The sequence below is a fragment of the Paenirhodobacter sp. genome (assembly GCF_047600745.1).
Taxonomy (GTDB): Bacteria; Pseudomonadota; Alphaproteobacteria; order Rhodobacterales; family Rhodobacteraceae; genus Rhodobacter.
This window is the reverse complement of sequence record NZ_JASGKI010000006.1, coordinates 455,522-475,114: the sequence shown is the minus strand read 5'-3', so window position 1 is coordinate 475,114 and position 19,593 is coordinate 455,522. Positions and strand designations below refer to the sequence as shown.

The 19,593-nt window shown below is 64.9% G+C and carries 19 protein-coding genes, 3 pseudogenes and 2 riboswitches; of the genes and pseudogenes, 16 read left to right on the top strand and 6 right to left on the bottom strand.

Annotated elements, in window-relative coordinates:
- Positions 1-33: 33 nt before the first annotated feature.
- Positions 34-1,635: a malate synthase A gene (gene aceB, locus QM789_RS21640; RefSeq protein ID WP_420353877.1), complete on the bottom strand. Its 1,602-nt coding sequence runs from the start codon at positions 1,633-1,635 to the stop codon at positions 34-36.
- A 147-nt stretch (positions 1,636-1,782) separates the two neighbouring features.
- Here aceB and QM789_RS21635 point away from each other — a divergent pair, with 147 nt between their 5' ends.
- Positions 1,783-3,216 carry a helix-turn-helix domain-containing protein gene (locus QM789_RS21635; protein ID WP_420353876.1) on the top strand — a complete coding sequence of 478 codons (1,434 nt, stop codon included), beginning with the start codon at positions 1,783-1,785 and terminating at the stop codon, positions 3,214-3,216.
- A 5-nt stretch (positions 3,217-3,221) separates the two neighbouring features.
- On the opposite strand, the gene QM789_RS21630 is transcribed toward QM789_RS21635, so the two are convergent.
- Positions 3,222-3,839: a FecCD family ABC transporter permease gene (locus tag QM789_RS21630; protein WP_420353976.1), complete on the bottom strand. Its 618-nt coding sequence runs from the start codon at positions 3,837-3,839 to the stop codon at positions 3,222-3,224.
- On the opposite strand from QM789_RS21630, the pseudogene QM789_RS21625 reads away from it, so the two are divergent.
- Positions 3,816-4,013 (top strand): annotated as a pseudogene (locus QM789_RS21625) (transposase); the annotation flags it as partial. The gene QM789_RS21630 and the pseudogene QM789_RS21625 sit on opposite strands and share 24 nt — an antisense overlap.
- Here the strand turns inward: QM789_RS21625 and tnpA are convergent.
- Complete coding sequence (gene tnpA / locus QM789_RS21620) at positions 3,980-4,507, bottom strand: IS66 family insertion sequence element accessory protein TnpA (RefSeq protein ID WP_420353875.1); 528 nt, start codon at positions 4,505-4,507, stop codon at positions 3,980-3,982. The pseudogene QM789_RS21625 and the gene tnpA sit on opposite strands and share 34 nt — an antisense overlap.
- Before the next feature lie 158 nt (positions 4,508-4,665).
- Between tnpA and QM789_RS21615 the strand changes: the two are divergent.
- The 3 genes and pseudogenes from QM789_RS21615 to QM789_RS21605 form a co-directional block, all read left to right on the top strand.
- Positions 4,666-6,069, top strand: a pseudogene (locus tag QM789_RS21615) (relaxase/mobilization nuclease domain-containing protein); the annotation flags it as partial.
- Positions 6,070-6,093: 24 nt separating this feature from the next.
- A pseudogene (locus tag QM789_RS21610) lies at positions 6,094-6,324 on the top strand (conjugal transfer protein TraG); the annotation flags it as partial.
- A gap of 312 nt (positions 6,325-6,636) precedes the next feature.
- Positions 6,637-6,789 carry a hypothetical protein gene (locus QM789_RS21605; protein WP_420353874.1) on the top strand — a complete coding sequence of 51 codons (153 nt, stop codon included), beginning with the start codon at positions 6,637-6,639 and terminating at the stop codon, positions 6,787-6,789.
- 327 nt (positions 6,790-7,116) lie between these two features.
- On the opposite strand, the gene QM789_RS21600 is transcribed toward QM789_RS21605, so the two are convergent.
- Entirely contained in the window at positions 7,117-7,716 is a 600-nt protein-coding gene (locus tag QM789_RS21600; RefSeq protein ID WP_420353873.1) for a TetR/AcrR family transcriptional regulator, read from the bottom strand.
- 144 nt (positions 7,717-7,860) lie between these two features.
- On the opposite strand from QM789_RS21600, the gene QM789_RS21595 reads away from it, so the two are divergent.
- Both QM789_RS21595 and QM789_RS21590 read left to right on the top strand, forming a co-directional pair.
- Positions 7,861-8,223 (top strand): DoxX family protein, encoded by a 363-nt coding sequence (locus QM789_RS21595; protein ID WP_420353872.1) that lies wholly within the window; start codon positions 7,861-7,863, stop codon positions 8,221-8,223.
- Between the two features lie 28 nt (positions 8,224-8,251).
- A complete protein-coding gene (locus QM789_RS21590) occupies positions 8,252-9,673 on the top strand; it encodes an MFS transporter (protein WP_420353871.1) in 1,422 nt (473 codons plus the stop codon).
- A gap of 111 nt (positions 9,674-9,784) precedes the next feature.
- Here QM789_RS21590 and QM789_RS21585 read toward each other — a convergent pair whose 3' ends face one another.
- Both QM789_RS21585 and QM789_RS21580 read right to left on the bottom strand, forming a co-directional pair.
- Positions 9,785-9,982: a helix-turn-helix transcriptional regulator gene (locus tag QM789_RS21585; RefSeq protein ID WP_420353870.1), complete on the bottom strand. Its 198-nt coding sequence runs from the start codon at positions 9,980-9,982 to the stop codon at positions 9,785-9,787.
- A complete protein-coding gene (locus QM789_RS21580; protein WP_420353869.1) occupies positions 9,979-10,149 on the bottom strand; it encodes a hypothetical protein in 171 nt (56 codons plus the stop codon). Before QM789_RS21580 ends, QM789_RS21585 begins: the two co-directional genes overlap by 4 nt.
- Positions 10,150-10,603: 454 nt before the next feature.
- On the opposite strand from QM789_RS21580, the gene QM789_RS21575 reads away from it, so the two are divergent.
- The 9 genes from QM789_RS21575 to QM789_RS21535 all read left to right on the top strand — a co-directional run bounded on the left by QM789_RS21575 (position 10,604) and on the right by QM789_RS21535 (position 19,583).
- Positions 10,604-11,590: an ABC transporter substrate-binding protein gene (locus tag QM789_RS21575; protein ID WP_420353868.1), complete on the top strand. Its 987-nt coding sequence runs from the start codon at positions 10,604-10,606 to the stop codon at positions 11,588-11,590.
- A gap of 175 nt (positions 11,591-11,765) precedes the next feature.
- The gene (locus QM789_RS21570) at positions 11,766-12,209 is read left to right on the top strand and encodes a hypothetical protein (RefSeq protein WP_420353867.1); all 444 of its coding nucleotides are present in this window, start codon (positions 11,766-11,768) and stop codon (positions 12,207-12,209) included.
- Positions 12,210-12,465: 256 nt separating this feature from the next.
- Positions 12,466-12,666: a hypothetical protein gene (locus QM789_RS21565; protein WP_420353866.1), complete on the top strand. Its 201-nt coding sequence runs from the start codon at positions 12,466-12,468 to the stop codon at positions 12,664-12,666.
- Positions 12,667-12,887: 221 nt separating this feature from the next.
- A complete protein-coding gene (locus tag QM789_RS21560; protein WP_420353865.1) occupies positions 12,888-13,064 on the top strand; it encodes an antitoxin in 177 nt (58 codons plus the stop codon).
- Entirely contained in the window at positions 13,061-14,692 is a 1,632-nt protein-coding gene (locus QM789_RS21555) for an IS4 family transposase (protein ID WP_420353864.1), read from the top strand. The genes QM789_RS21560 and QM789_RS21555 overlap by 4 nt, the downstream gene beginning before the upstream one ends.
- A gap of 253 nt (positions 14,693-14,945) precedes the next feature.
- A riboswitch (cobalamin riboswitch) is annotated at positions 14,946-15,137 on the top strand.
- Between the two features lie 94 nt (positions 15,138-15,231).
- The gene (locus QM789_RS21550; RefSeq protein ID WP_420353863.1) at positions 15,232-15,453 is read left to right on the top strand and encodes a glutaredoxin domain-containing protein; all 222 of its coding nucleotides are present in this window, start codon (positions 15,232-15,234) and stop codon (positions 15,451-15,453) included.
- A 107-nt stretch (positions 15,454-15,560) separates the two neighbouring features.
- Positions 15,561-16,328: a hypothetical protein gene (locus tag QM789_RS21545; RefSeq protein WP_420353862.1), complete on the top strand. Its 768-nt coding sequence runs from the start codon at positions 15,561-15,563 to the stop codon at positions 16,326-16,328.
- Between the two features lie 9 nt (positions 16,329-16,337).
- A riboswitch (cobalamin riboswitch) is annotated at positions 16,338-16,534 on the top strand.
- Between the two features lie 192 nt (positions 16,535-16,726).
- Positions 16,727-18,805 (top strand): TonB-dependent receptor, encoded by a 2,079-nt coding sequence (locus QM789_RS21540; protein ID WP_420353861.1) that lies wholly within the window; start codon positions 16,727-16,729, stop codon positions 18,803-18,805.
- A 19-nt stretch (positions 18,806-18,824) separates the two neighbouring features.
- Positions 18,825-19,583 (top strand): ABC transporter ATP-binding protein, encoded by a 759-nt coding sequence (locus QM789_RS21535; RefSeq protein WP_420353860.1) that lies wholly within the window; start codon positions 18,825-18,827, stop codon positions 19,581-19,583.
- Positions 19,584-19,593: the final 10 nt, after the last annotated feature.

Sequence of the window (19,593 nt, the reverse complement as noted above, 5' to 3'; positions counted from 1 at the left end):
CCATCCCTGCCTCAGTCCAGCGCGTTCAGGACGTCATAGGCCGGCACGGTGATGAAATCGGGCAGGGTTTCGGCCGTCGCCGCCTCCAGCACCAGCCGCGCGGCGGAGGCGTAATGGCCGCGGTGGAAGCCGCCCGGCCCCAGGCGCCCCAAGGATCGTACCGATCTCCTCCTGCACCAGCGCGCCCACCCAGTCGGCAGTCAGGCGGCGCGGACCTTCGGCGGTTTCGACTTCGGCGCCGTGGCGGATCCATTGCCACAATTGCGCGCGGCTGATTTCGGCGGTGGCGGCGTCCTCCATCATGTTGTGGATCGGCACCGCGCCCCGGCCCTGCAACCAGTTCGCAAGATATTCGATCGCGACCTCGATGTTCAGCCGCACCCCCGCCTCGGTGACCTGCCCCTGATGCGGCTTCAGCAGCATCGCCGGAACGATGCGCCAATCCTGTCGCGGCTTGCGGATCTGGTTCGGGCCGGGCATCTCGGCATCGAAGATTTCGCGGGCGACCGGCACCAGGTCAGGATGCGCGACCCAGCAGCCGTCGAACCCCATGCCGACTTCGCGCTCCTTGTCGGTGCGGATCCGGGCGAAGGCCGCTTCGTTCGCCGCCGGATCGTCCCGGACCGGGATCGCCGCCGACATGCCGCCCATCGCATGGATGCCGCGACGGTGGCAGACCTTGACGACCCGCGCCGCATAGGCGGCCAGGAAGGCATCCGCCATCCCCACCGCGGCCCGGTCCGGCAGCACATAGGCGGCATGATTTCGCAGCGTCTTGATATAGCTGAAGATATAGTCCCAGCGGCCGCTGTTCAGCCCGGCGATATGGTCGCGCAACTCCCAGACGATCTCGTCCATCTCGAAGGCGGCGGGCAGGGTTTCGATCAGGACGGTGGCCTTGATCGTGCCGGGGGCGAGGCCGACCTTGTCCTGCGCGAACAGGAAGACCTCATTCCAGAACCGCGCCTCGCGGTGGCTTTCCAGCTTGGGCAGGTAGTAGAACGGCCCGCGCCCCGATGCCGCCAGCGCGCGGCCGCAATGGAAGATGGTCAGGCCGAAATCGAACAGCGCCGCCGAGACCGGCTGCCCGCCGATCAGCACATTCGCCTCGACCAGATGCAGCCCGCGCGGGCGCACGATCAACAGCGCCGGATCGGCGCCGATGCGATAGGACTTGCCGGTCTTCGGATCGTCATGCTCCAGCGTGCCGTCGCGATAGTCCAGCATGTTGGCGTGGCCCGCGATGATATTGGCGAAGCTGGGCGAAGTCGCGTCCTCGAAATCGGCCATGAAGACCCGCGCGCCCGAGTTCAGCGCGTTGATCATCATCTTGCGGTCGACCGGGCCGGTGATCTCGACCCGGCGATCGGCCAAGGCTTTCGGGACGGGCGCGGCTTGCCAGATGCCCTGCCGGATCTCCTTCGTCTCGGGAAGGTAGTCAGGCATCTCGCCCCGGTCGATGCGTTCCTGCCGACGGGCGCGGGCAACCATCAGCGTATGCAGGCGCAGGCCGAAGCGCGCCTGCAACGCGGCGACGAAGGCCAGGGCCTCGGGGGTCAGGACATGATCCACCCCCGGCGCGTCGCGCAGGACGAGCGGCGGCTGGGCGGTGGTGGTGTCGCGGTCAAGTGGCATGGCGTCCTCCGGATGAATCGGGCTGTATTGTCACTGTAGTAATGTCATACCGCATGTGCATTATATGCTTTGAAACATCGGGTTTTTATGTGCGTCTTGTCATGAAACTGGTGAGTGTTTGTAAGTATTGTCACATCGGAGGCAGGGATGACGGCACGTCCGCAGAAACTGATCATCGGCCAGCGGCTGCGGGTGCTGCGTCAGTCGCTGGGGCTGACGCAGGCACAGATGGCGGCGGAACTGGGGGTTTCGGCCAGCTATGTCACGCTGATCGAGGCCGACCAGCGCCCGGCCTCGGCGCGTTTCCTGATGAAGCTGGCCGAGGTCTATGACCTGAACATCCGCGAACTGGCTCCCTCGACCGATGTCCAGCTTGCCGCCGATTTCGCGGCCGCGCTGAAGGATCCGGTGATCGGCGATGCGCCCTCGCGCGCGGAAATCGAGGCGGTGCTGCAAGCCTCTCCGCGGCTGGCGGCGGGCTTCGTGCGCCTGCATGACCGGTACCGCCAGGCCCTGTTGCGCACCCAGGCCGAGGACAATCCGATGACCGACCGCGATAAGGTCGAGGCCCTGGCCGAAACCTCACGTCCGGTCGATGCGGTGCGGGCGTGGTTCTACGCCCGGCGCAACCATGTGGATGCGCTGGACCGCGCCGCAGAGGCGTTGGCCGACGAACTGGGCCTGCACCGGAACGAGCCCCATATCGCCCTGACCGCCCGACTTTCGGCGCATGGCATCGCCGTGCGCATCCTGCCTGCCCCCGTGATGGGCGACCGGCTGCGCTGCCATGACCCGGCGCGGCGCGAATTGCTGCTGTCGGAACTGCTGCGCCAGTCCAGCCGGCGCTTCCAGATCGCCGTGCTTCTGAGCCAGTTGGAACAACAGCCGCTGATCGACAGCCTGCTGGAGGAAGCCGCGCTCGAAGATCCGGCGGCGCGCAGCCTGATGCGGGTCAGCCTTGCGAATTACTTCGCCGCCGCGCTGCTGATGCCCTATGGCCGGTTCCTCTCGGCCTGTGAATCCACGCGCTACGACATTGAACTGCTCAGCCACCGCTTCGGCACCAGTTTCGAGCAGACCGCTCATCGCATGTCCACCCTGCAACGGCCCGAGGCGCGGGGAATCCCCTTCTTCTTCGTCCGCGTGGACCGGGCCGGGAATATCTCGAAACGCTTCAGCGCCGGCCGGTTCCCCTTCTCGCGCTTCGGCGGCACCTGCCCGCTGTGGAACATCCATGCCGCCTTCGAGCGCCCGGACGAGATACACACCCAGGTCATCCGCATGCCCGAAGGCGCGAGCTATTTCTCGATCGCGCGCACCGCGACCCGGGCGGGCGGCAGCCATGGCGCCCCCGCGCAGCGCCTCGCCATCGGGCTCGGCTGCGACGTGGCCTATGCGCCGCGCCTTGTCTATGCCGACGGTATCGACCTCGACCGCATCCGTCCCGTAGACATCGGGCTGAACTGCTATCTCTGCGAACGCTCCGACTGCGCCGCCCGGGCCCATGCCCCGATCAATCGCAGGCTGGCCGTCAACGAACAGGAACGCAGCTTGGCGATCTTTCGGTTCGAGGAGGGGTGAGGCGCTCAGCCGAGTCTGTTCCGCATCAGCATGACGGTGACGAAGAAGGCGCCGATGGAACTGGTGACGATACCGATCGGCAGTTCCTGCGGCGGCAGCAGGGTGCGGGCGAGGAGGTCGCTGGCCAACAGCAACGCCGCGCCGAAGATGGCGCAGGCGAGCGTGAGCCTCAGGTGCAACGGCCCCGCCACGCGGCGCGCCAGATGCGGGATCATCAGCCCGACGAAACCGATGACACCGGCCAGCGCGACCAGCGTCGCGGTGGCGAAGGCGGCGGCCAGAAACACCGCCATGCGGAAGCGCGCTACCGGCACGCCAAGGCTTTCGGCTGTGGTTTCGCCCGCCAGAAAAGCGTCCAGCCGCCGGTGGTTCCACAGCGCAAAACCCGCGATCCCGCCCGCGCCAAGCGCCGCGAAGCCGATATTGTCCCACCGCGCAAGGCCGAGCCCGCCCATCGTCCAGAACAGCACCGAATGCGCGGCCCTCTGGTCGCCCGAGAACACCAGATAGTTCGTCAGCGCGGTGAACAGGAAGGACACCGCGAGCCCCGCGAGGATCAGCCGCTCCGGCCCCTGACCGTCCTGCGCGGCATTGGCGCCTGGTTTCTGTTTCTGCCGCCCTATAGCCCTGACCTTAACCCCATCGAAATGGCGTTATTCAAGCTGAAATCCCTGATCCGAAAGGCAGCCGCACGAACCTACGATCAGCTATGGAATGCCGTCGGACAGGTCTGCAACCTCTTCTCGGAAGAGGAGTCCTACAACTACTTCAGAGCGGCAGGATATGAGGCTGATTGACTGCAACACGCTCTAGCGCCAACGACCGGCCGGACGGAGGGATGAAGATGCGCGCGCCAGTCGATCTCCACCTCGCCGTCCTCCAGCCGGTCGCGCCAGATGCGCAGGCTTGTCGGCGACAGCTGTAGGGCTGCGGCGTACCCCCGTACGCCCATTCCGCTCCAGTTCATCGCCTCTACATGCATCGCCCAGAACGCCTGGACCCTGCGTCTGCGCAAATCCGTGCTCACCGCATAGCGCAGTCGCGCACGTTTCCGCAGCCGCTTCCCGCGCTCCTCAAGACTTTCCTGGCAGCGCAATTCTGCCTGATATTCCGAATGCTTGCGCGCATCCTCCTCGCTGATCGGATGCTTCATCCACTTGTCGAACGTGCGCTTCGACAGCCCATGGCTGCGACAGTATTCCGCACGGCTCAGCCCGCTTTGACGCCAGGCTTCGACATGCATCGACCAATACGGACTGTGCGCCTTCTCCCAGGAACGTTTGCCAACCATCGGAGACCCTCCAATGTACGAAGGAACCCGATATGCTGCGATATTGCACCACTTCAACGATGTGCGGAGACCGAACGGATACTCACGACCGGAAGATGGCGAGATAAAATGGCGCACGGTGCGCTTCGGTTGAGCGGTTGTTTTTGCGGGGGTTTCCGGCGCGTTCGGCTCCGCTCGGCGCGCATCTGAACTACCTTTGCCGCGATGGCGTGACCCGCGACGGGGAGAACCCAGGGATGTTCGGCCCCGAGGGCGATGACATGGACGTCCGTGCTTTCGCGGAACGCTGCGAGGGCGACCGGCATCATTTCCGCTTCATCATCTCGCCGGAGGACGCGGTGGAGATGGCCGACCTCAAGAATCATGCGCGCGAATTGATGGAGCAGATGGAGAGGGACCTCGGCACGAAACTCGACTGGGTTGGTGCCGATCACTGGAACACCGACAACCCTCATATCCATGTCATCCTGCGCGGGCGCGCGGATGACGGCCAGGACCTCGTGATCTCCCGCGACTACATCAAGGAGGGTATGCGCGCCCGGGCGCAGGATCTCGTCACGCAGGAACTGGGTCCGCGCACGGATATCGAGATTCACCGCAACCTGGCGCGGCAGGTCGAGGCCGAGCGCTGGACCCAGCTCGACCGGCAGCTTGTCCGCGACGCCAGCAGGTCCGGCATCGTCGACCTTGCTCCGCTCGCTGGCCAGCAGCCGGATGCCGTTCATGCGCTGAAGGTCGGCCGTGTCCGTACCCTGGAAATCCTTGGGCTGGCCGGTCAGATCGGGCACTTGCAATGGTTCATCAAGCCCGAGGCCGAGATGGTGCTGCGCGAACTCGGCGAGCGCGGCGACATCATCAAGCGCATGCACCGCGCCCTGACCGAGCGCGGCCTTGATGACGAGTTGAAGGGCTCGGCCTATGCCGTGGTCGATGGTGTCGACGGGCGCACTCACCACATCAAGCTGCCGCATCTTGACGCTGCCGGCGACAGCCCGCCCGGCTCGATCGTCGAGTTGCGATCCTATGAGGACGCGCAGGGCACGCGCCGGGTCGCACTCGCCGTTCGCTCCGATCTCGATCTTGGGGCACAGGTCGGCGCCACCGGCTCGACCTGGCTCGACCGGCAGGCCATCGCCCGCGAGCCCATCGCGCTTTCCGACAGTGGTTTCGGTGCGGAAGTCCGTCAGGCGCTGGATGAACGGGCCGAGCATCTCATCGGTGAAAACCTTGCCGAGCGGCAGGGCGGTCGCGTCGTCTTCGCGCGCCGGCTGCTCGCCACCCTGCGCAATCGGGAACTGCGGGCGGTCGGGGAGCAACTCGCCTCGGAAACCGGAATGCCGTTCAACCGCGCCGGAAGCGGCGAATACGTTGCCGGCACCTATCGCCAGCGCCTTGCCCTCGCGTCAGGCCGCTTTGCCATGCTCGATGACGGCCTCGGCTTCCAACTCGTGCCCTGGTCGCCCTCCCTCGAGAAGCAGATCGGCCGCCATGTCTCCGGCGTCGCCCGCGACGATGGCGGCGTCGATTGGGATTTCGGGCGCAAGCGCGGCCTCGGCCTCTAGCCTCAACCGGAAAGGACCATCGCCATGTCCGCGACCAAGATCCTCTGGGGACAGATCACCGTCGTCTTCCTCATCATCCTCGTCACCACCTGGGGCGCGACGCAATATGTCGCCTGGAGCCTTGGGTTTCAGGCCCAGCTCGGCCCGCTCTGGTTCGTCCTCTTCGGCGTGCCGGTCTATTATCCGCCCGCGCTCTTCTGGTGGTGGTATTTCTATGAAGCCTATGCGCCGCCGATCTTCGCCAAAGGCGCGCTGCACTGCAATCGCCGCACGGTTGCGGCGATCAACGCCGGCGGCGACTGGTGCCTGGCGCCCAAGGCCAATCAGGACTCGCTCCTGTCTGACGCCAGAGCTTGTTTCGGCACACTGAAACCTGACCATCCCACCGCCGTCACCAAAGATGCTGGTCATGGTCGGACGGAGGTCCGAACGGCAGTCGTGGTCGGGGCTAGGGATCTGGCAGAGCATCATGATTTCTCCACTCTCAAGGCCTTCGGTCGGGTCGAGGCGACGTGAGAAACGGCTGCGGGCACAAGCTCGGAGACGCGATACTTCGCGCTGTCGTGGATGCCGACGCCGGACGTCCTGCTGGCCAACATGCGCGCCCACTGGGCCATCGAGAGCGCCTTGCACTGGCAGCTTGATGTCTCTTTCCGCGAGGACGTCGCGCGCAGCCGCAAGGATAACAGCCCCGGTATGGCAAAATCTTTGACCGGGTAGGTGTGCGGCGGCGTTGCGACTCAACGCCTGGGTGTCGAGCAGAAGGCATGGCGCCGAAGCACATCTGGTAGCCGGGGGGGCAGTCTGCGACCTTTTCGGCGCGGGCAGAAGCCGAACGGCGCGAGATGTGGTTGCGCAGCTTTTACAACGGTTTTCCCGGGATGGTGTGATCGAAGCCCTGCAATTTGAAACGGCAGAACACCGGAAAAGGCACGCTCCCGGCCATCATGACCCGGTTGTCTGTCGGCAAGGCGCCTTCTGATCCTTTCCCGCATGTCCCCGCATCGACGAACTGCTAGACCAATAATCTGGCCGGGATGCGGTTTCTCATTGAGATGGCTGCAAGAACCGGCGGATCATCGTGGTGATGAGGTCGCGGCTTTCTCCGAAATCCACATCGGTGGCGATCAGCGGCAGCATGGGCGCGGCGTAGAGGATGGAGACCAGCACCGCGCTGGTCTGATCGGCGTCGAAGGTGTGATCGACATCGCCGCGCGCCTGTCCCGCCCGCAAGGTTTCCGACAGCAAGCGCCGGACGCTGCTGGTGTTGTCGATCATGATCTTGCGGATGGTTTCGTTCCGCCCTGCCTCGGCGAGCAATTCAAAGGTGATCCGGCATTGGGCCAGATCGTCCCATCCGTCCATGCTCCACAGTTCAGAGAGCAGCACCGTCGCCGTTGCCTCGTCCTCGCCATGGGCACCGAAATGCGCATGCAGCGTGGTCAGGTAGTCGCCGGCCATCTGCTCGACGATGGCGTCCTTGCTGGGGAAATAGTGGTAGAGATGGCCGGGGCTCATCCCCGCCTCCTTGCAGATCATCGAGATCGACGCGCCCTGCAACCCGTGGCGCAGAAAGCAGCGATGCGCCGCCGCCAGAATCTCCTGCCGTTTGCCTTCGTGCTGTTCGGGAACGAGTTTGCGCGCCATGTGGCCCCTTTCATAGATTGATCACTCTATTTATCTTGACCCCGCCGCGATCATAACTAGAGTGATCGCTCAATCTATATCGAATCCAACGGCTCGTCCACTGTCTGGGCAGGGCAAGGGCCGTCACCGATCCAGCGAGGCAACATGAACAAGACCCTTCCCATCATATCGACCGCCCTGGCCTGGCTGCTGGCAGCATTTTTCCTGTTCGGCGCTTACGGCAACACCTTCATCTCGGCAGAGAATGCTGCCGCCTATGTGGCCTGGGGCTATCCCGACTGGTTTCACTACATCACGGCGATCTTTGAGTTGGCGGCCGGGCTGCTGCTGATCCGAGCCGCCACACGTCCTGCGGGGGCCATGCTGGGCGCCTTGGTGATGGCCGCCGCGACCCTGACAACGCTGGTGAACGCCGATTACGGCCATGCGACTGCCCCGGGCATCGTGTTGCTCATCTCTCTCACCGTGCTGGCTTTGTCGCTGACCATGCGGCGCGCGGCAGCCTGATCCTTTCTTTCACCCGGAGAACCCTTCCATGAAGACATCACCTGAATCGGCCCGTCCGGCCGATCTCGCAAGCATGCCCGATGGCTGGGCCGACCTGTTGTCCGGCCGTCATCTCGCCATCGTTCTGGTCATGGCGAGCGGTGTCCTGCTTTACGCCATGAACCTCTATTTCACCGCCGCGCTGCTGCCCTCTATCGTCGCGGATATCGGTGGGCAGCAATATTATGCTTGGGTGACGACGGCTTTCGTCATCTCGGCCATCGTGGCGTCGCTGTTCGTCAGCCGTATCCTCGACTGGAAGGGGCCGGCGCTGGCCTATGCCGCGGCATTCACCGTCTTCACGCTTGGCGCGGCGGCCAATGCTGCCAGCCCGACCATGGAACTGCTGATCGTCGGGCGGGTCATCCAGGGGTTCGGAGGCGGTCTGCTGGCCGGGCTTGGCTACGCGGTGATCCGCGCCGCCCTTCCAGAACGGCACTGGGCGCGGGCGACCGGCGTTGTTTCGGCCATGTGGGGGCTGGGAACGCTGTTCGGGCCGGCGCTTGGCGGGCTGTTCGCGGAACTTGGCCTCTGGCGCTGGTCCTACGGGGCGCTTGCGGTGATTTCGCTCCTGTTTGCCGCCATCGCACAGCGGTCGTTCGCCGGCATGGCCGGTTCGGGGCATCGCGCACCCGTTCCCGTGGCCTCTCTGATTCCGCTTGTCCTTGCCACCGTCGCCATCAGTCTCAGCGCCATCGTGCCGATGGGCTGGCCGGTGCTGGCCATGATCGGGGTCGGCGTTGTCCTGCTGTGGCTGTTCGTCTCTATCGAGCGGCGGGCAAAGGACACCATCCTGCCCCACATCACCTATCGGCGCGGCAACTCGCTGAAGTGGATCTACCTGACGGTCGCGGCGCTCAGCGCGGGCGTGATGGTCGAGAACTTCATTCCCCTGTTCGGCCAACAACTGGCCGGTCTGTCGCCGCTGATCGCCGGTTTTCTGGGGGCGGTCCTGTCTCTGGCATGGGTCATCGCGCAATTATTCGTGGTATCGGTCGAGAGTGAGCGTGGCCGTCGCCGTGCCATCCGCCTTGGCCCCATGCTGCTGACGGCGGGGTTGATCGCCTATGGCCTGTTGCAGGTCGCGGGTGCCGATATGGCGATGGTGCTGATCTGGGCGGCGGTCCTTGCCGTTGCGGGCATGGGCATCGGTCTTGCGTGGCCGCTACTGGGTGTCGCCGCGATGAGCAGCACCCATGACCCGGCCGAAGGCGGCAAGGCGGCGGCTGCGATCACCACCACGCAGCTGATCGCCTTCTCGATCACCTCGGCGTTGGCCGGCACGCTGATGGCGGCAGGTGGGGAATTTGCGGTAGATGCGGCGCGCTATGCTACGCTCGGCATTGCGCTGCTGACCTTGCCCGGCATTTTTGCCGCCGGCGTGGCGACGAGATGGCTGGCAGAAAGGTAGCGGCAGCGGTCGGCAAAGGGGATGTCGGCTTGCCGAAGCTGTGTATGCCCCCGCGCCGCTGAACCGGATGCTTATAGACAGCTGCCATCGGGTAAAACGGGTTGCGCGCCTTCACCCCCGATCCGACTGAAAGATCTCTTCGATGGTCAGGCCGAACAGCTGTGCGATGCTGAAGGCGAGCGGCAGGCTGGGATCGTAGCGGCCCCGCTCGATGGCGTTGACGGTCTGGCGCGAGACCTTCAGATGCGCCGCCAGATCGGCTTGCGACCAGTCCCTTTGCTGACGCAATGCCTGAATGCGATTGTTCATCTGAAACGCAGCCGCCCCAGCATGACGCAGATGAACCAGATCGTCCCCATGAGCGGCCAGACGGCGAACATCGACAGCCGCGGCAGGCCGGTCCCTTCGAGGAAACCATAGCCGAAGGTGATCAAGGCAGTACCCGCGAAGGCGATGGCCGGGGCCTTGAGCTGCAATTTACATTGCATCTCGTCCAACGGACCACGGCGTCACAGATGAACAGGGCGGACAGCATCGGGTTGAGGGACAGCAGAATGCGCATCGTCTGGCTCTCGACGCCGCCGGCGAGCAGCCTTTGTGACAGGATCAACATTGCAGCATAGGCAGTCAGTCCAATCAGAAAGGAGAGGAATCCACGCATCATGATCTCCGTTGTAAAGTATACTTTACATATGGAGTGACTCCGTGGCTGTGTCATGGTTGCTTTATATTTGGTGGAAATGGTGGATGTCCCTGCCTCGCCTGGACGCATGTCCCATTGCGCCAAACGTCCCCGCCGCGTAAGCGAGGCGCAAGGCAGCCGGTTTCCCTCCAGCCACCGATCAGCCACAGGCAGTTGAGAACCTGATCACATGCCCGGCAGCCCCCGACTTACCGGGATGTGGTGCGCCGGAAGCCGGAGGAAGACCCGTGAACACAACCCGTCTCGCGCTCGCATTCGGCATCGCCCTGGGGTCCGCCCCCGCGATGGCCGATGAGATCCGCTTTACCCATGCCCAGGGCGAGATCGTCCTGCCCGCCGCGCCGCAACGCATCGCGGTCTTTGATCTGCCGACGCTGGATATCGTCAATGCGCTCGGCAAGACCGATCTGGTGGTGGCGGTGCCCAAATCCGCCGACCGGGCGCCGAACTTTCCCGACCATCTCGCGGTCTATAGCGAGGATCGTTTCGTCCCGGCCGGTACCGTCTTCGAGCCTGACGCCGAGGCGTTGAAAACCATCGCGCCGGACCTGATCGTCGTGGGAGGCCGGTCGCGCGGCGCCTTCGAGGCGATGGGCGCCATCGCGCCCACCATCGACATGAGCAGCGGCGGCGGGGATCTGGCCGGGACCGTGATCGCCAGCACCGAAAAGCTGGGCGCGTTGCTGGGCGCCGGGGATGCGGCGGCCACGCGGATCGCGGCGTTCGAGGCGACGCTGGCCGAGGCGCGCGGACTGGGTGCCGGGGCGGGAACGGGCCTTGTCCTCTTCGGTGCTGGACAGGGCTTCAGCGCGCAGCCGCCGGGGTCGCGCTTCGGCGCGGTCTATGATCTGGTCGGCATCAAGCCCGTCATCGGCCCGTCGGAACAGGCAACCGGTCCCCGCCCCGAGCCGGGCACGCCGGAGGCCGCGGAGGCACAGCGGCGGCAGCAGGAGGCGCTGGAGGCCGCTCTGGCTGCGGAACCCGACTGGATCTTCACCATCGACCGCAACGCCGCCGTCGGCAATACCGAGGTCGCGCCGCTGGCCGAACGCCTCGCGCAGGACGAGCGGGTCACGGCCACGAAGGCCTGGCAGTCGGGTCAGGTGGTCCATCTGGATGCCAGGACCTGGTATCTGCTGGGCGGCGGGATCGACGCGATCTCGGCCAGTGCCGAGGAGGTCGCCGCTGCTTTCGAGAAAGCAGGGCAGCCATGAGGCCTGCTGAAACCTTCGCGTCAGACGTGGCGTTCCGGATATGACGGGCAAGTTCACGATCCGGCGGAAACGGGGAAGGGCGCCTGGATGAAGCACTGGAGGCTCTGGATTGCAGCCTTCGTTCAGGCTGGTGTCACTGTCTGCTCATGCCGATCCCCTCTCGACGGGTCGGCAGATGGCCGAGACGTTCCTTCGTGGGGATGTGGAGGTTGTCTGGTCTGCATCGACGCCGGACATGCAGGAGGCCTTTGGTTCGGTCGGTAGGCTGGCATCGCTGCGCGACGAGGTGCTGGCCGGTTTCGGCACCGAAGAAGCAATCCTCTCCGAATGGGCCGAACAGCAGGCGGGCCATGACGTTTTCACCCGCGTTTCGCGTTGGAGCGATTTGGCCGTGCCGCTGGAACTCGTCATCTCTTTTGACGATCCTGAACGGATCGCCGGGTTTTTCATCAGGCCGCAACCCGTTGCCGCGCACAGTGACCACTTGGATTACGACACGAAGGCCATGCTGCGCCTGCCGGTCGAGGGGAGTGGTTCGTCTATTGGGGCGGGCACGAGGTCGCGGGCAACTATCATGCCGTCGGTGCGGGGCAGCGTTTTGCCCTCGACCTGCTGGTGATGCGAGAGGGGCGGAGCCATGAGGGCGATCCCGCATTCCTCGACAGTTACCATTGCTGGGGGCGCCTTATCCTCGCGCCGGCGGATGGGGTCGTTGCCACGGTCGTCGACGGATTGCCCGATCAGGCGATCGGTGCGACCGCTGCGGCGAATCCGGCGGGAAACCACGTCGTGATCGACTTAGAAAACGGTGAATACGGGTTCCTCGCCCATTTGCAGCAGGGCAGCGTCCGGGGCGCGGAAGGCGACCGCTGGAAGTGGGGCAGGAGATTGGTCTCTGTGGCGACAGCGGCAACACCTCCGAGCCGCATCTGCATTTCCATCTGCAAACCAGCCCCCGACTTGGCGAAGGGGAAAGCCTGCCGGTGCAGTTCACGAACTATCGCGCGAACGGCGTGCTGGTCGAGCGAGGGGAGCCTGCGAGAGGCAAAGTCATCTCGTCGTCGGCGAATGGCTGAACACGGGCTGGAATCCTACCTCGGCCAAACAGGTCGCCCGCCAGCTGCGGGGCGATGGGAGTGATCGGACAGGCATAGCCCGCATTTTGATACCATCCGGCATGGTGATATGTATCAAGATACCTATCATATGGAGGGTTCCAGGGCTGCCAGAACTGCAAAGCTGTTTACGACCGGCCGCAGCTAGGCTGCCCGCAGAGTATCGCTTCGAAGGCGGAGAGGTGTTCATCCGACGCGATCCGGCGACCGGCGATGTGATCCTCTCGCGCAAGCCTGATTCATGGGACGGCCTGTTCGAACTTCATGGCGCGGGAGCCGTGCCGGATGATTTCATGGGCGTGGCGGATCGGAGCGCACCCGAGCAGGATCGTGATCCCTTCGCCGGATGGACTGAATGAGCGTTCATATGCTCGATACCAATATCGCCAGCCATGTTATCCGGGGCGACCGGCCGGAAATCCTTCGGAAGCTTACAGCATTGCCCATGGAGGATGTCGTCATCTCGGCAGTGACCGAAGGGGAGTTGCGCTATGGGCTGGCCAAGCGGAACTATCCGTCGCGCCTGACCGAGCTCGTCCGTCAATTCCTGTTGCGGGTCGATGTTCTCCCCTGCGACGAGGCTGCCGCTCAGGCCTATGGGGATCTGCGAGGCCAGGGGGGTGACCATCGCACCTCTGGACATGATGATCGCCGGGCATGCCGTGGCGACCCTGGTGACGCGCGACAAGATCTTCCTGCGGACCCCCACTCCGCAGGCTATGACATTCACACATCTTCCTTGCGAGCATTGATCATCTCTGATTCCGTTTTGGTAAACGGAGGCGATCATGGATATGAGCTTGGGCGGTTTTGGGGATCGGCGGCTGGAAAAAGGGGGGCCGATCTGCTGGCACGACTGGTCAGCCATGGTGCTCGCGGGGTGCGGGTTCGGCGTTTGGGCGGGACCCGGGCCGGGGAGATCCGCTTCACACGGTTTCTGCGTAACCCGGCTGTGACCGTGGAGGCGATGATCTCGGCGGCCTTCGAGCGTACGCAGGCGGCTTGTCTGGGCAAGGACGTTCTGGCGATCCAGGACACGACGGTGGCCCGATCCTCCGGCGGAGGCGGCAGCTTTCTGCACGCGATGATCGCGGTGGATGCAGGCAGTGGGGCGGTTCTTGGCGCGCTGGATGCGCAATTCATCGAGCGCACGGAAGGCGGCAGGGCGAGCCGCCACAGCCGGGGCTTCCAGGACCGCCAGAGCGTGCGGTGGCTGGACGCGGCACACAGGGCCGGGACGATCGAGGGCGCGGCGCGGGTGACGGTGGTTGCCGATCGCGAGGCCGACATGTTCGAGCTGTTTACCCATCGACCGGCCCATGTGCATCTGCTCGTGCGCGCCATGCATGACCGTGTGCTCATGGGCGGCGGCAAGCTGGCGGCCGGGATCGCGGCGGGCCCGCGTCAGGGCTGCGCCATGCTCGATCTGCCCGCCCGGCCCGGGCGGGCTCGACGCCAGGCGCGGCTTGCGGTCCGCTTCGGCAGGCTCGACCTGCGGCCCCCAAAGAAAAGCCGCAAATCCTGCCACGAAGCTGTGCCCATGACCTATGTCGATCTCCGCGAAGAGACCCCGCCCGAGGGTGAAAAACCCCTGCACTGGAGGCTGCTGACCACGATCGAAATCGGAACCGTGGCCGATGCGCTCGATCTGGCCGCACGCTATGCCGCGCGCTGGAAGATCGAAGACCTGTTCCGCACCATGAAGCGCAAGGGGTTCGACATCGAGAGCCTGGCGATCAGGGATGCCGGGCCCCGCAACCGCCTCATCCTGGCCTGCTTCATCGCCGCCACCGTTGTCATGCAGATGGCCACCGAGCGCGACGGGCCGCTGTTGCGCCCCATGACGGATGCCTTCGATCCGGAGGACCGGCCACTGCTCGAAAGCCTCAGCCGCGATCTCGAAGGCGCGACCGAGCGGCAGAGAAACCCGCATCCCCCTGGCAGCCTTGCCTTCGCCGCATGGGTCTGCGCGAGGCTCGGCGGTTGAACCGCCTACTACGGCAAACCAGGTCCCATCGTCATCCTGCGCGGCTGGACAGAATTCCAGGCGCTCAAATACAGCGCAGCCCTCAGACAGACCCTGGCCAAAGGCCCCAATCACGATGTGTGAATTCTGATAGCTCCGCTGGAGGTGGAGAACTGGTCAGATGTAGAGCCGCTCCTTCTTGGTAGATAGCGGTAGCAAGTTCCGAGCAGCAACATCTGAACAACCAGATATTGACAGATATCATCGTTATGGCACACGATAATGGCGTCATGGTTTCCGTGGGGCGACTCGCGGATGAAAATGGGAAGCCGGTGCGAGACCGGTGCTGCCCCCGCAACTGTAAGCGGCGAGTGAGACTGGAATGCCACTGGGTCGGAACACCTGGGAAGGCCGGTTGAGCGACGATCCGTGAGCCAGGAGACCTGCCAGGACAGTCGAAATGAAACCGTGCGGCGGGCACGGGGCGCGTGATAAGAGGCTCGACGGTCGGTCGGCCATCGTGCTTTTGCCTGTCCAGAAGAAGGATGAGGACACAGGGCATGAGCATCATCGCTTATTCCAAACCCGCCTGCGTGCAATGCGCCGCCACGACCGGCGCGCTGGACGCCCGCGGTCTGGCCTATCATCTGATCGACCTGACTAAGGACGATGCGGCGATGGAGATGGTCACCTCGCTGGGCTATCGCCAGGCTCAGGTCGTCGCTGCGGGTGAGGCGCATTGGGTGGGCTTCCGCCCCGACATGATCGGTCGGCGGGCCTGAGTGGCAAATATGCCGGGACTGGTCCATTATTCTTCGGCTTCGGAGAGCATGACGCGCTTCGTCACCTCGCGGGGGCTGGTGGCTGACCGTATACAAGTTGTGTAACCATGACATCTCGCGATGCGATCATCCTCTATGGCCGGTCCGACTTCATCCGTCGGCAGGCGCTCGCCCCCCTGATCGACGGCCTTGCAGCTGATACGCCGGGCGTATCGGTCGAACTGGCTTACGAGGACCTGTCGGGTCCGGCGTTGCCCGACGTCATCGACGCCCTTGCGGCGAAGGGGGTGCGCATGTTCTGCGTCCTGCCTTGCGGCGTGCCTGCGGATCGCTCGATCTCGCAATGGCTGCCGGGGGCGCTGAGCGCCTGTCGCCACGGGGCCGGGACGGATCTGGATATTCGCATCGCCCCGCCGGTGGAGGGTTTTCTGGATTTCGCGGGCGCGGTCCGCGCGGCGCTCGCTTCCGATCGGTGGACCGATGTGGCAACCGTCCGGCCCAGCATGGGAAAGCCCGGCTGGACCGATATTCCGCAGCACAATCTTCAGGTCTTCTTCTGCCTTGGCGCGCGCTGCGCGCATCGCGCGGGCCTGCCGCTCTATCAGCATCTGCGCGGCCTGATGAAGGCCGAGCGCAGCCTTGCCTCCGGTCCCCGGCGGGTGATGTGCGCCCGCAGCAGCTGCCTGTTTCCCTGCAATCAGGGGCCGCTGATGGTCGTGCATCCGGAAGGGATCTGGTATGGGCGTCTGGATCGCGACCTGCTGGCGCGGATCGTGACCGAGCATTTCGTCGGCGGGCGGCCGGTCGAAGAGGCGATCGTGCATCGCCAGCCCAGCATCGTCCGGCCCGGCCAGATTGCGGGCTTGACCCCCTGACGGCCCGCCACTACACGTTTCCGTGACGGTTTCCGATTTTCGGAATCAAAAGGGAATGCAGTGCGGACCATCGGTCCAATGCTGCGGCTGCCCCCGCAACTGTAAGCGGATAGCCTTTGCCAACGGCCACTGGGTGCGATTCCGGGAAGGCGGCAACAGGCGGCGACCCGCGAGCCAGGAGACCTGCCGTCTGCCGTTGTCATGCGTGAACACATCGGGCGGGGTGTCCTGATGGAGCGATCCTCTGCCCGCCACGGCCGCGGGCAACGGGATGTTGCGTTTGCGGTGACGGTGAAACAGTCGCTGGAGCCACATTCGTGCGCGATCATATCATTCCCCAGTCTTCGCGTCGCGACGCGAAGGACAGCCCGTCTTCCCGCGCCCCCGCGGCGATCCTGATGGCCCTGCTTACCACCGCGGCCTGGCCCGTGATGGCGCAGCAGTTTCCCAAACAGGAGGCGGGCACGGTGGTGCTGGACCCGATCACCATTCAGGGGCTTTCCTTCGGCTCGGGTCTGGATCTTCAGTCGCGGTCCAATGCCGGCAGCCGGCTGGGACTGAGTTCGTTCGAGACCCCGGCCAGCGTGCAGGTGATCGGCGCCGAGACGATCCGCCAGCGCGGCCAGCGCGACGTCAACCAGGCTATCGTCCAGAACGGCACCGGGATCAGCTTTCACGGCGCGCCGGGCAACGGCGGCACCTCGCTCAGCATGCGCGGCTTTGCCGGCCACGCTTCGGTGACACGGCTTTATGACGGCACGCGGCTGTATCCCGCATCGGGCACGATCACCTTTCCCTTCGACACCTGGAACGTCGAGCGTATCGAGGTGCTGAACGGCCCCGCCTCGGTGCTGTATGGCGAAGGCGCGGTCGGCGGCGCCATCAACATCGTTCCGAAAAAACCCCTGACCGACAGCACCCGGAATGAAGTCCGCACGACGATCGGCACGGATGGTCAGCTCGGCCTCGCCTTCGGCAGCGCCGGGCCGATCAACGAGGCCCTGGCCTACAGCTTCGACGTGAACGGCACCCGCTCGGACGGCTGGCTCGACGGCAACGACACCTCTGGCCGGTCGCTGTCGGCGGCGCTGCGCTGGCAGGCGACAGAGGATCTGGCGCTGACCCTGTCGCATGACTATGGCTACAATCGTCCCGGCGCCTATTTCGGCACGCCGCTGGTCGATGGCAAGCTCGACGAGCGCGTGCGCCGCCGGAACTACAACATCGACGACGACCTCGTTCGCTTCCGAGACGGCTATACCCAGCTCCGGGCGGAATGGACGCCGGTCGCACATGTCACCGTCCGCAGCAACAGCTATTATCTGACCAGCGACCGCGACTGGCGCAATGTCGAAAGCTACAGCTATCGCCCGGAAACCGGCGACGTGCTGCGCAATTCCTATATCGCGATCAAGCACGATATCGAGCAGCTCGGCAACCGCACCGACGTCACCTTCGAGACCGCGCCGGGCGGGATGGAGAACACGACGACGATCGGCTTCGACGTGAACCGGATCAAGTTCAAGAACACCAACAATTCGCCCTATGCCGGGGAATCGGTCGTGGATTTCCTGCATCCGCAGCGGGGCTCCTTCGGGCCGCATGTGATGGCCACCACCGCCGACACGACCACCGATCAATTCGCGCTCTTCGTCGACAACCGGCTGAAGATCAACGAGCAGTGGTCGATCGTCGGCGGCCTGCGCCATGACAATCTGCGGATTTCCCGCGTCGCCCCCGAATTCACCCGCAGCTTCGATTCCCTGAACTGGCGGCTCGGCGCGGTCTATACCCCGACCCCGGATGTCGCCTTCTATGCGCAGGTCTCGCGCGCGCACGAGCCGATCGGCAATATCCTGTCGCTCGCGCAGAGCCAGTCGGACCTGAAGCTGACCCAGGCGCGGCAGCATGAGATCGGCGTGAAGTTCAGCTTCCTCGGCGGCAGGGGCGATGCGACGCTGGCCGCTTACCGGATCGTCAAGAATGACCTGCTGGCGCGCGATCCGGATGATCCCTCGGTCACCCGCCAGATCGGCCAGCAAAGCTCGAAAGGGGTCGAGGCAGCGGTGGGCTTCGATGTGGGCTCGCGCCTGCGGATCGACGTGAACGGGGCGCTGATCTCGCCGCGCTACGACGATTACGTCCAGTCGGGTGGCGATTTTTCCGGCAACCGTCCCTCCAATGCGCCGCGCCGCGTCGCCAATATCTGGGGCTCCTGGGCCTTCGCAGAGGGCTGGACCGCGCGGGCGGGGGCGCATTACGTCGGCGAGACCTTCACCAGCGACGCCAACACGACCTCGCGCCCGTCCTACACGGTGCTTAATGCAGGGCTGGAATGGAGGCCGCGCGAGAACATGAGCCTCGATCTGAACGTCTACAACCTGACCGACCGGGTTTATGCGACCTCGGGCGGGGCGACGCAATGGCTGCTGGCGCCGCCGCGCAGCGCCTCGCTCGATTTCCGCGTCACCTTCTAGGATGGCGCTGGATCTGAAGGTGCGGGATCTCTGCTGGGGGCCGCACCCGCGCCGGCGGATCGTCGAGGCGATCAGCTTTGACGTTCCCGCCGGCACGACCACGGTGATCGTCGGCGCGAACGGGGCAGGAAAATCCACGCTGCTGCGCAGCATCTATCGCCAGAACCGCCCCTTGGCCGGGCAGGTGCTGGCCGGAGGCCGCGACATCTGGCGGATGCCCGCGTGCGAGGTAGCCCGCCTGATCGCGGCGGTACTGCAGGAACCGGTGGCCGATTTCGCCTTTACCGTGCGCGAGGTCGTGGCGATGGGGCGTATTCCCCATCGTGACAGCCTGTTTTCGCGCAGCAACCGCGATCAGGAAATCGTCGCACAGGCCCTGGCCGATTTCGAACTGGCGGATTTCGCTGGCCACCCCTTCAGCGGGCTGTCGGGGGGCGAGAAACAGCGCGTGCTGCTGGCCCGCGCCATCGTCCAGCAGCCGCAACTGATCGTTCTGGACGAGCCGACCAACCACCTGGACATCCGCCACCAGCTTGAGATCATCGAAGTGCTGCGCCGCCTGGACATGACCGTGCTGGTCACGCTGCACGACCTGAACCTTGCCGCCGCGCTGGCGGATCAGGTGCTGGTGATGCGCGATGGCCGCATCTGCGCCCATGGCCCGCCGGGGGAGGTGCTGACGCCCGACACCATCCGCGCCGCCTTCGACGTCGCCGCCGATATCGACCGCCATCCCCGCAGCGGCAGACCGCGCTTTTCCTTCAACCTGCTGACCTGAAAGCCCCGCC

Excerpts from the sequence above, each read along its gene's own strand:
- QM789_RS21605 (WP_420353874.1), top strand. The coding sequence starts at position 6,637 with ATGCCGACGCCGGACGTCCTGCTGGCCAACATGCGCGCCCACTGGGCC.
- QM789_RS21585 (WP_420353870.1), bottom strand. The coding sequence starts at position 9,982 with ATGAACAATCGCATTCAGGCATTGCGTCAGCAAAGGGACTGGTCGCAA.
- QM789_RS21600 (WP_420353873.1), bottom strand. The coding sequence starts at position 7,716 with ATGGCGCGCAAACTCGTTCCCGAACAGCACGAAGGCAAACGGCAGGAG.
- QM789_RS21635 (WP_420353876.1), top strand. The coding sequence starts at position 1,783 with ATGACGGCACGTCCGCAGAAACTGATCATCGGCCAGCGGCTGCGGGTG.
- QM789_RS21590 (WP_420353871.1), top strand. The coding sequence starts at position 8,252 with ATGAAGACATCACCTGAATCGGCCCGTCCGGCCGATCTCGCAAGCATG.
- QM789_RS21545 (WP_420353862.1), top strand. The coding sequence starts at position 15,561 with ATGACATCTCGCGATGCGATCATCCTCTATGGCCGGTCCGACTTCATC.
- tnpA (WP_420353875.1), bottom strand. The coding sequence starts at position 4,507 with ATGGTTGGCAAACGTTCCTGGGAGAAGGCGCACAGTCCGTATTGGTCG.
- QM789_RS21540 (WP_420353861.1), top strand. The coding sequence starts at position 16,727 with ATGGCCCTGCTTACCACCGCGGCCTGGCCCGTGATGGCGCAGCAGTTT.
- QM789_RS21570 (WP_420353867.1), top strand. The coding sequence starts at position 11,766 with ATGGCCGAGACGTTCCTTCGTGGGGATGTGGAGGTTGTCTGGTCTGCA.
- QM789_RS21550 (WP_420353863.1), top strand. The coding sequence starts at position 15,232 with ATGAGCATCATCGCTTATTCCAAACCCGCCTGCGTGCAATGCGCCGCC.
- aceB (WP_420353877.1), bottom strand. The coding sequence starts at position 1,635 with ATGCCACTTGACCGCGACACCACCACCGCCCAGCCGCCGCTCGTCCTG.
- QM789_RS21595 (WP_420353872.1), top strand. The coding sequence starts at position 7,861 with ATGAACAAGACCCTTCCCATCATATCGACCGCCCTGGCCTGGCTGCTG.
- QM789_RS21555 (WP_420353864.1), top strand. The coding sequence starts at position 13,061 with ATGAGCGTTCATATGCTCGATACCAATATCGCCAGCCATGTTATCCGG.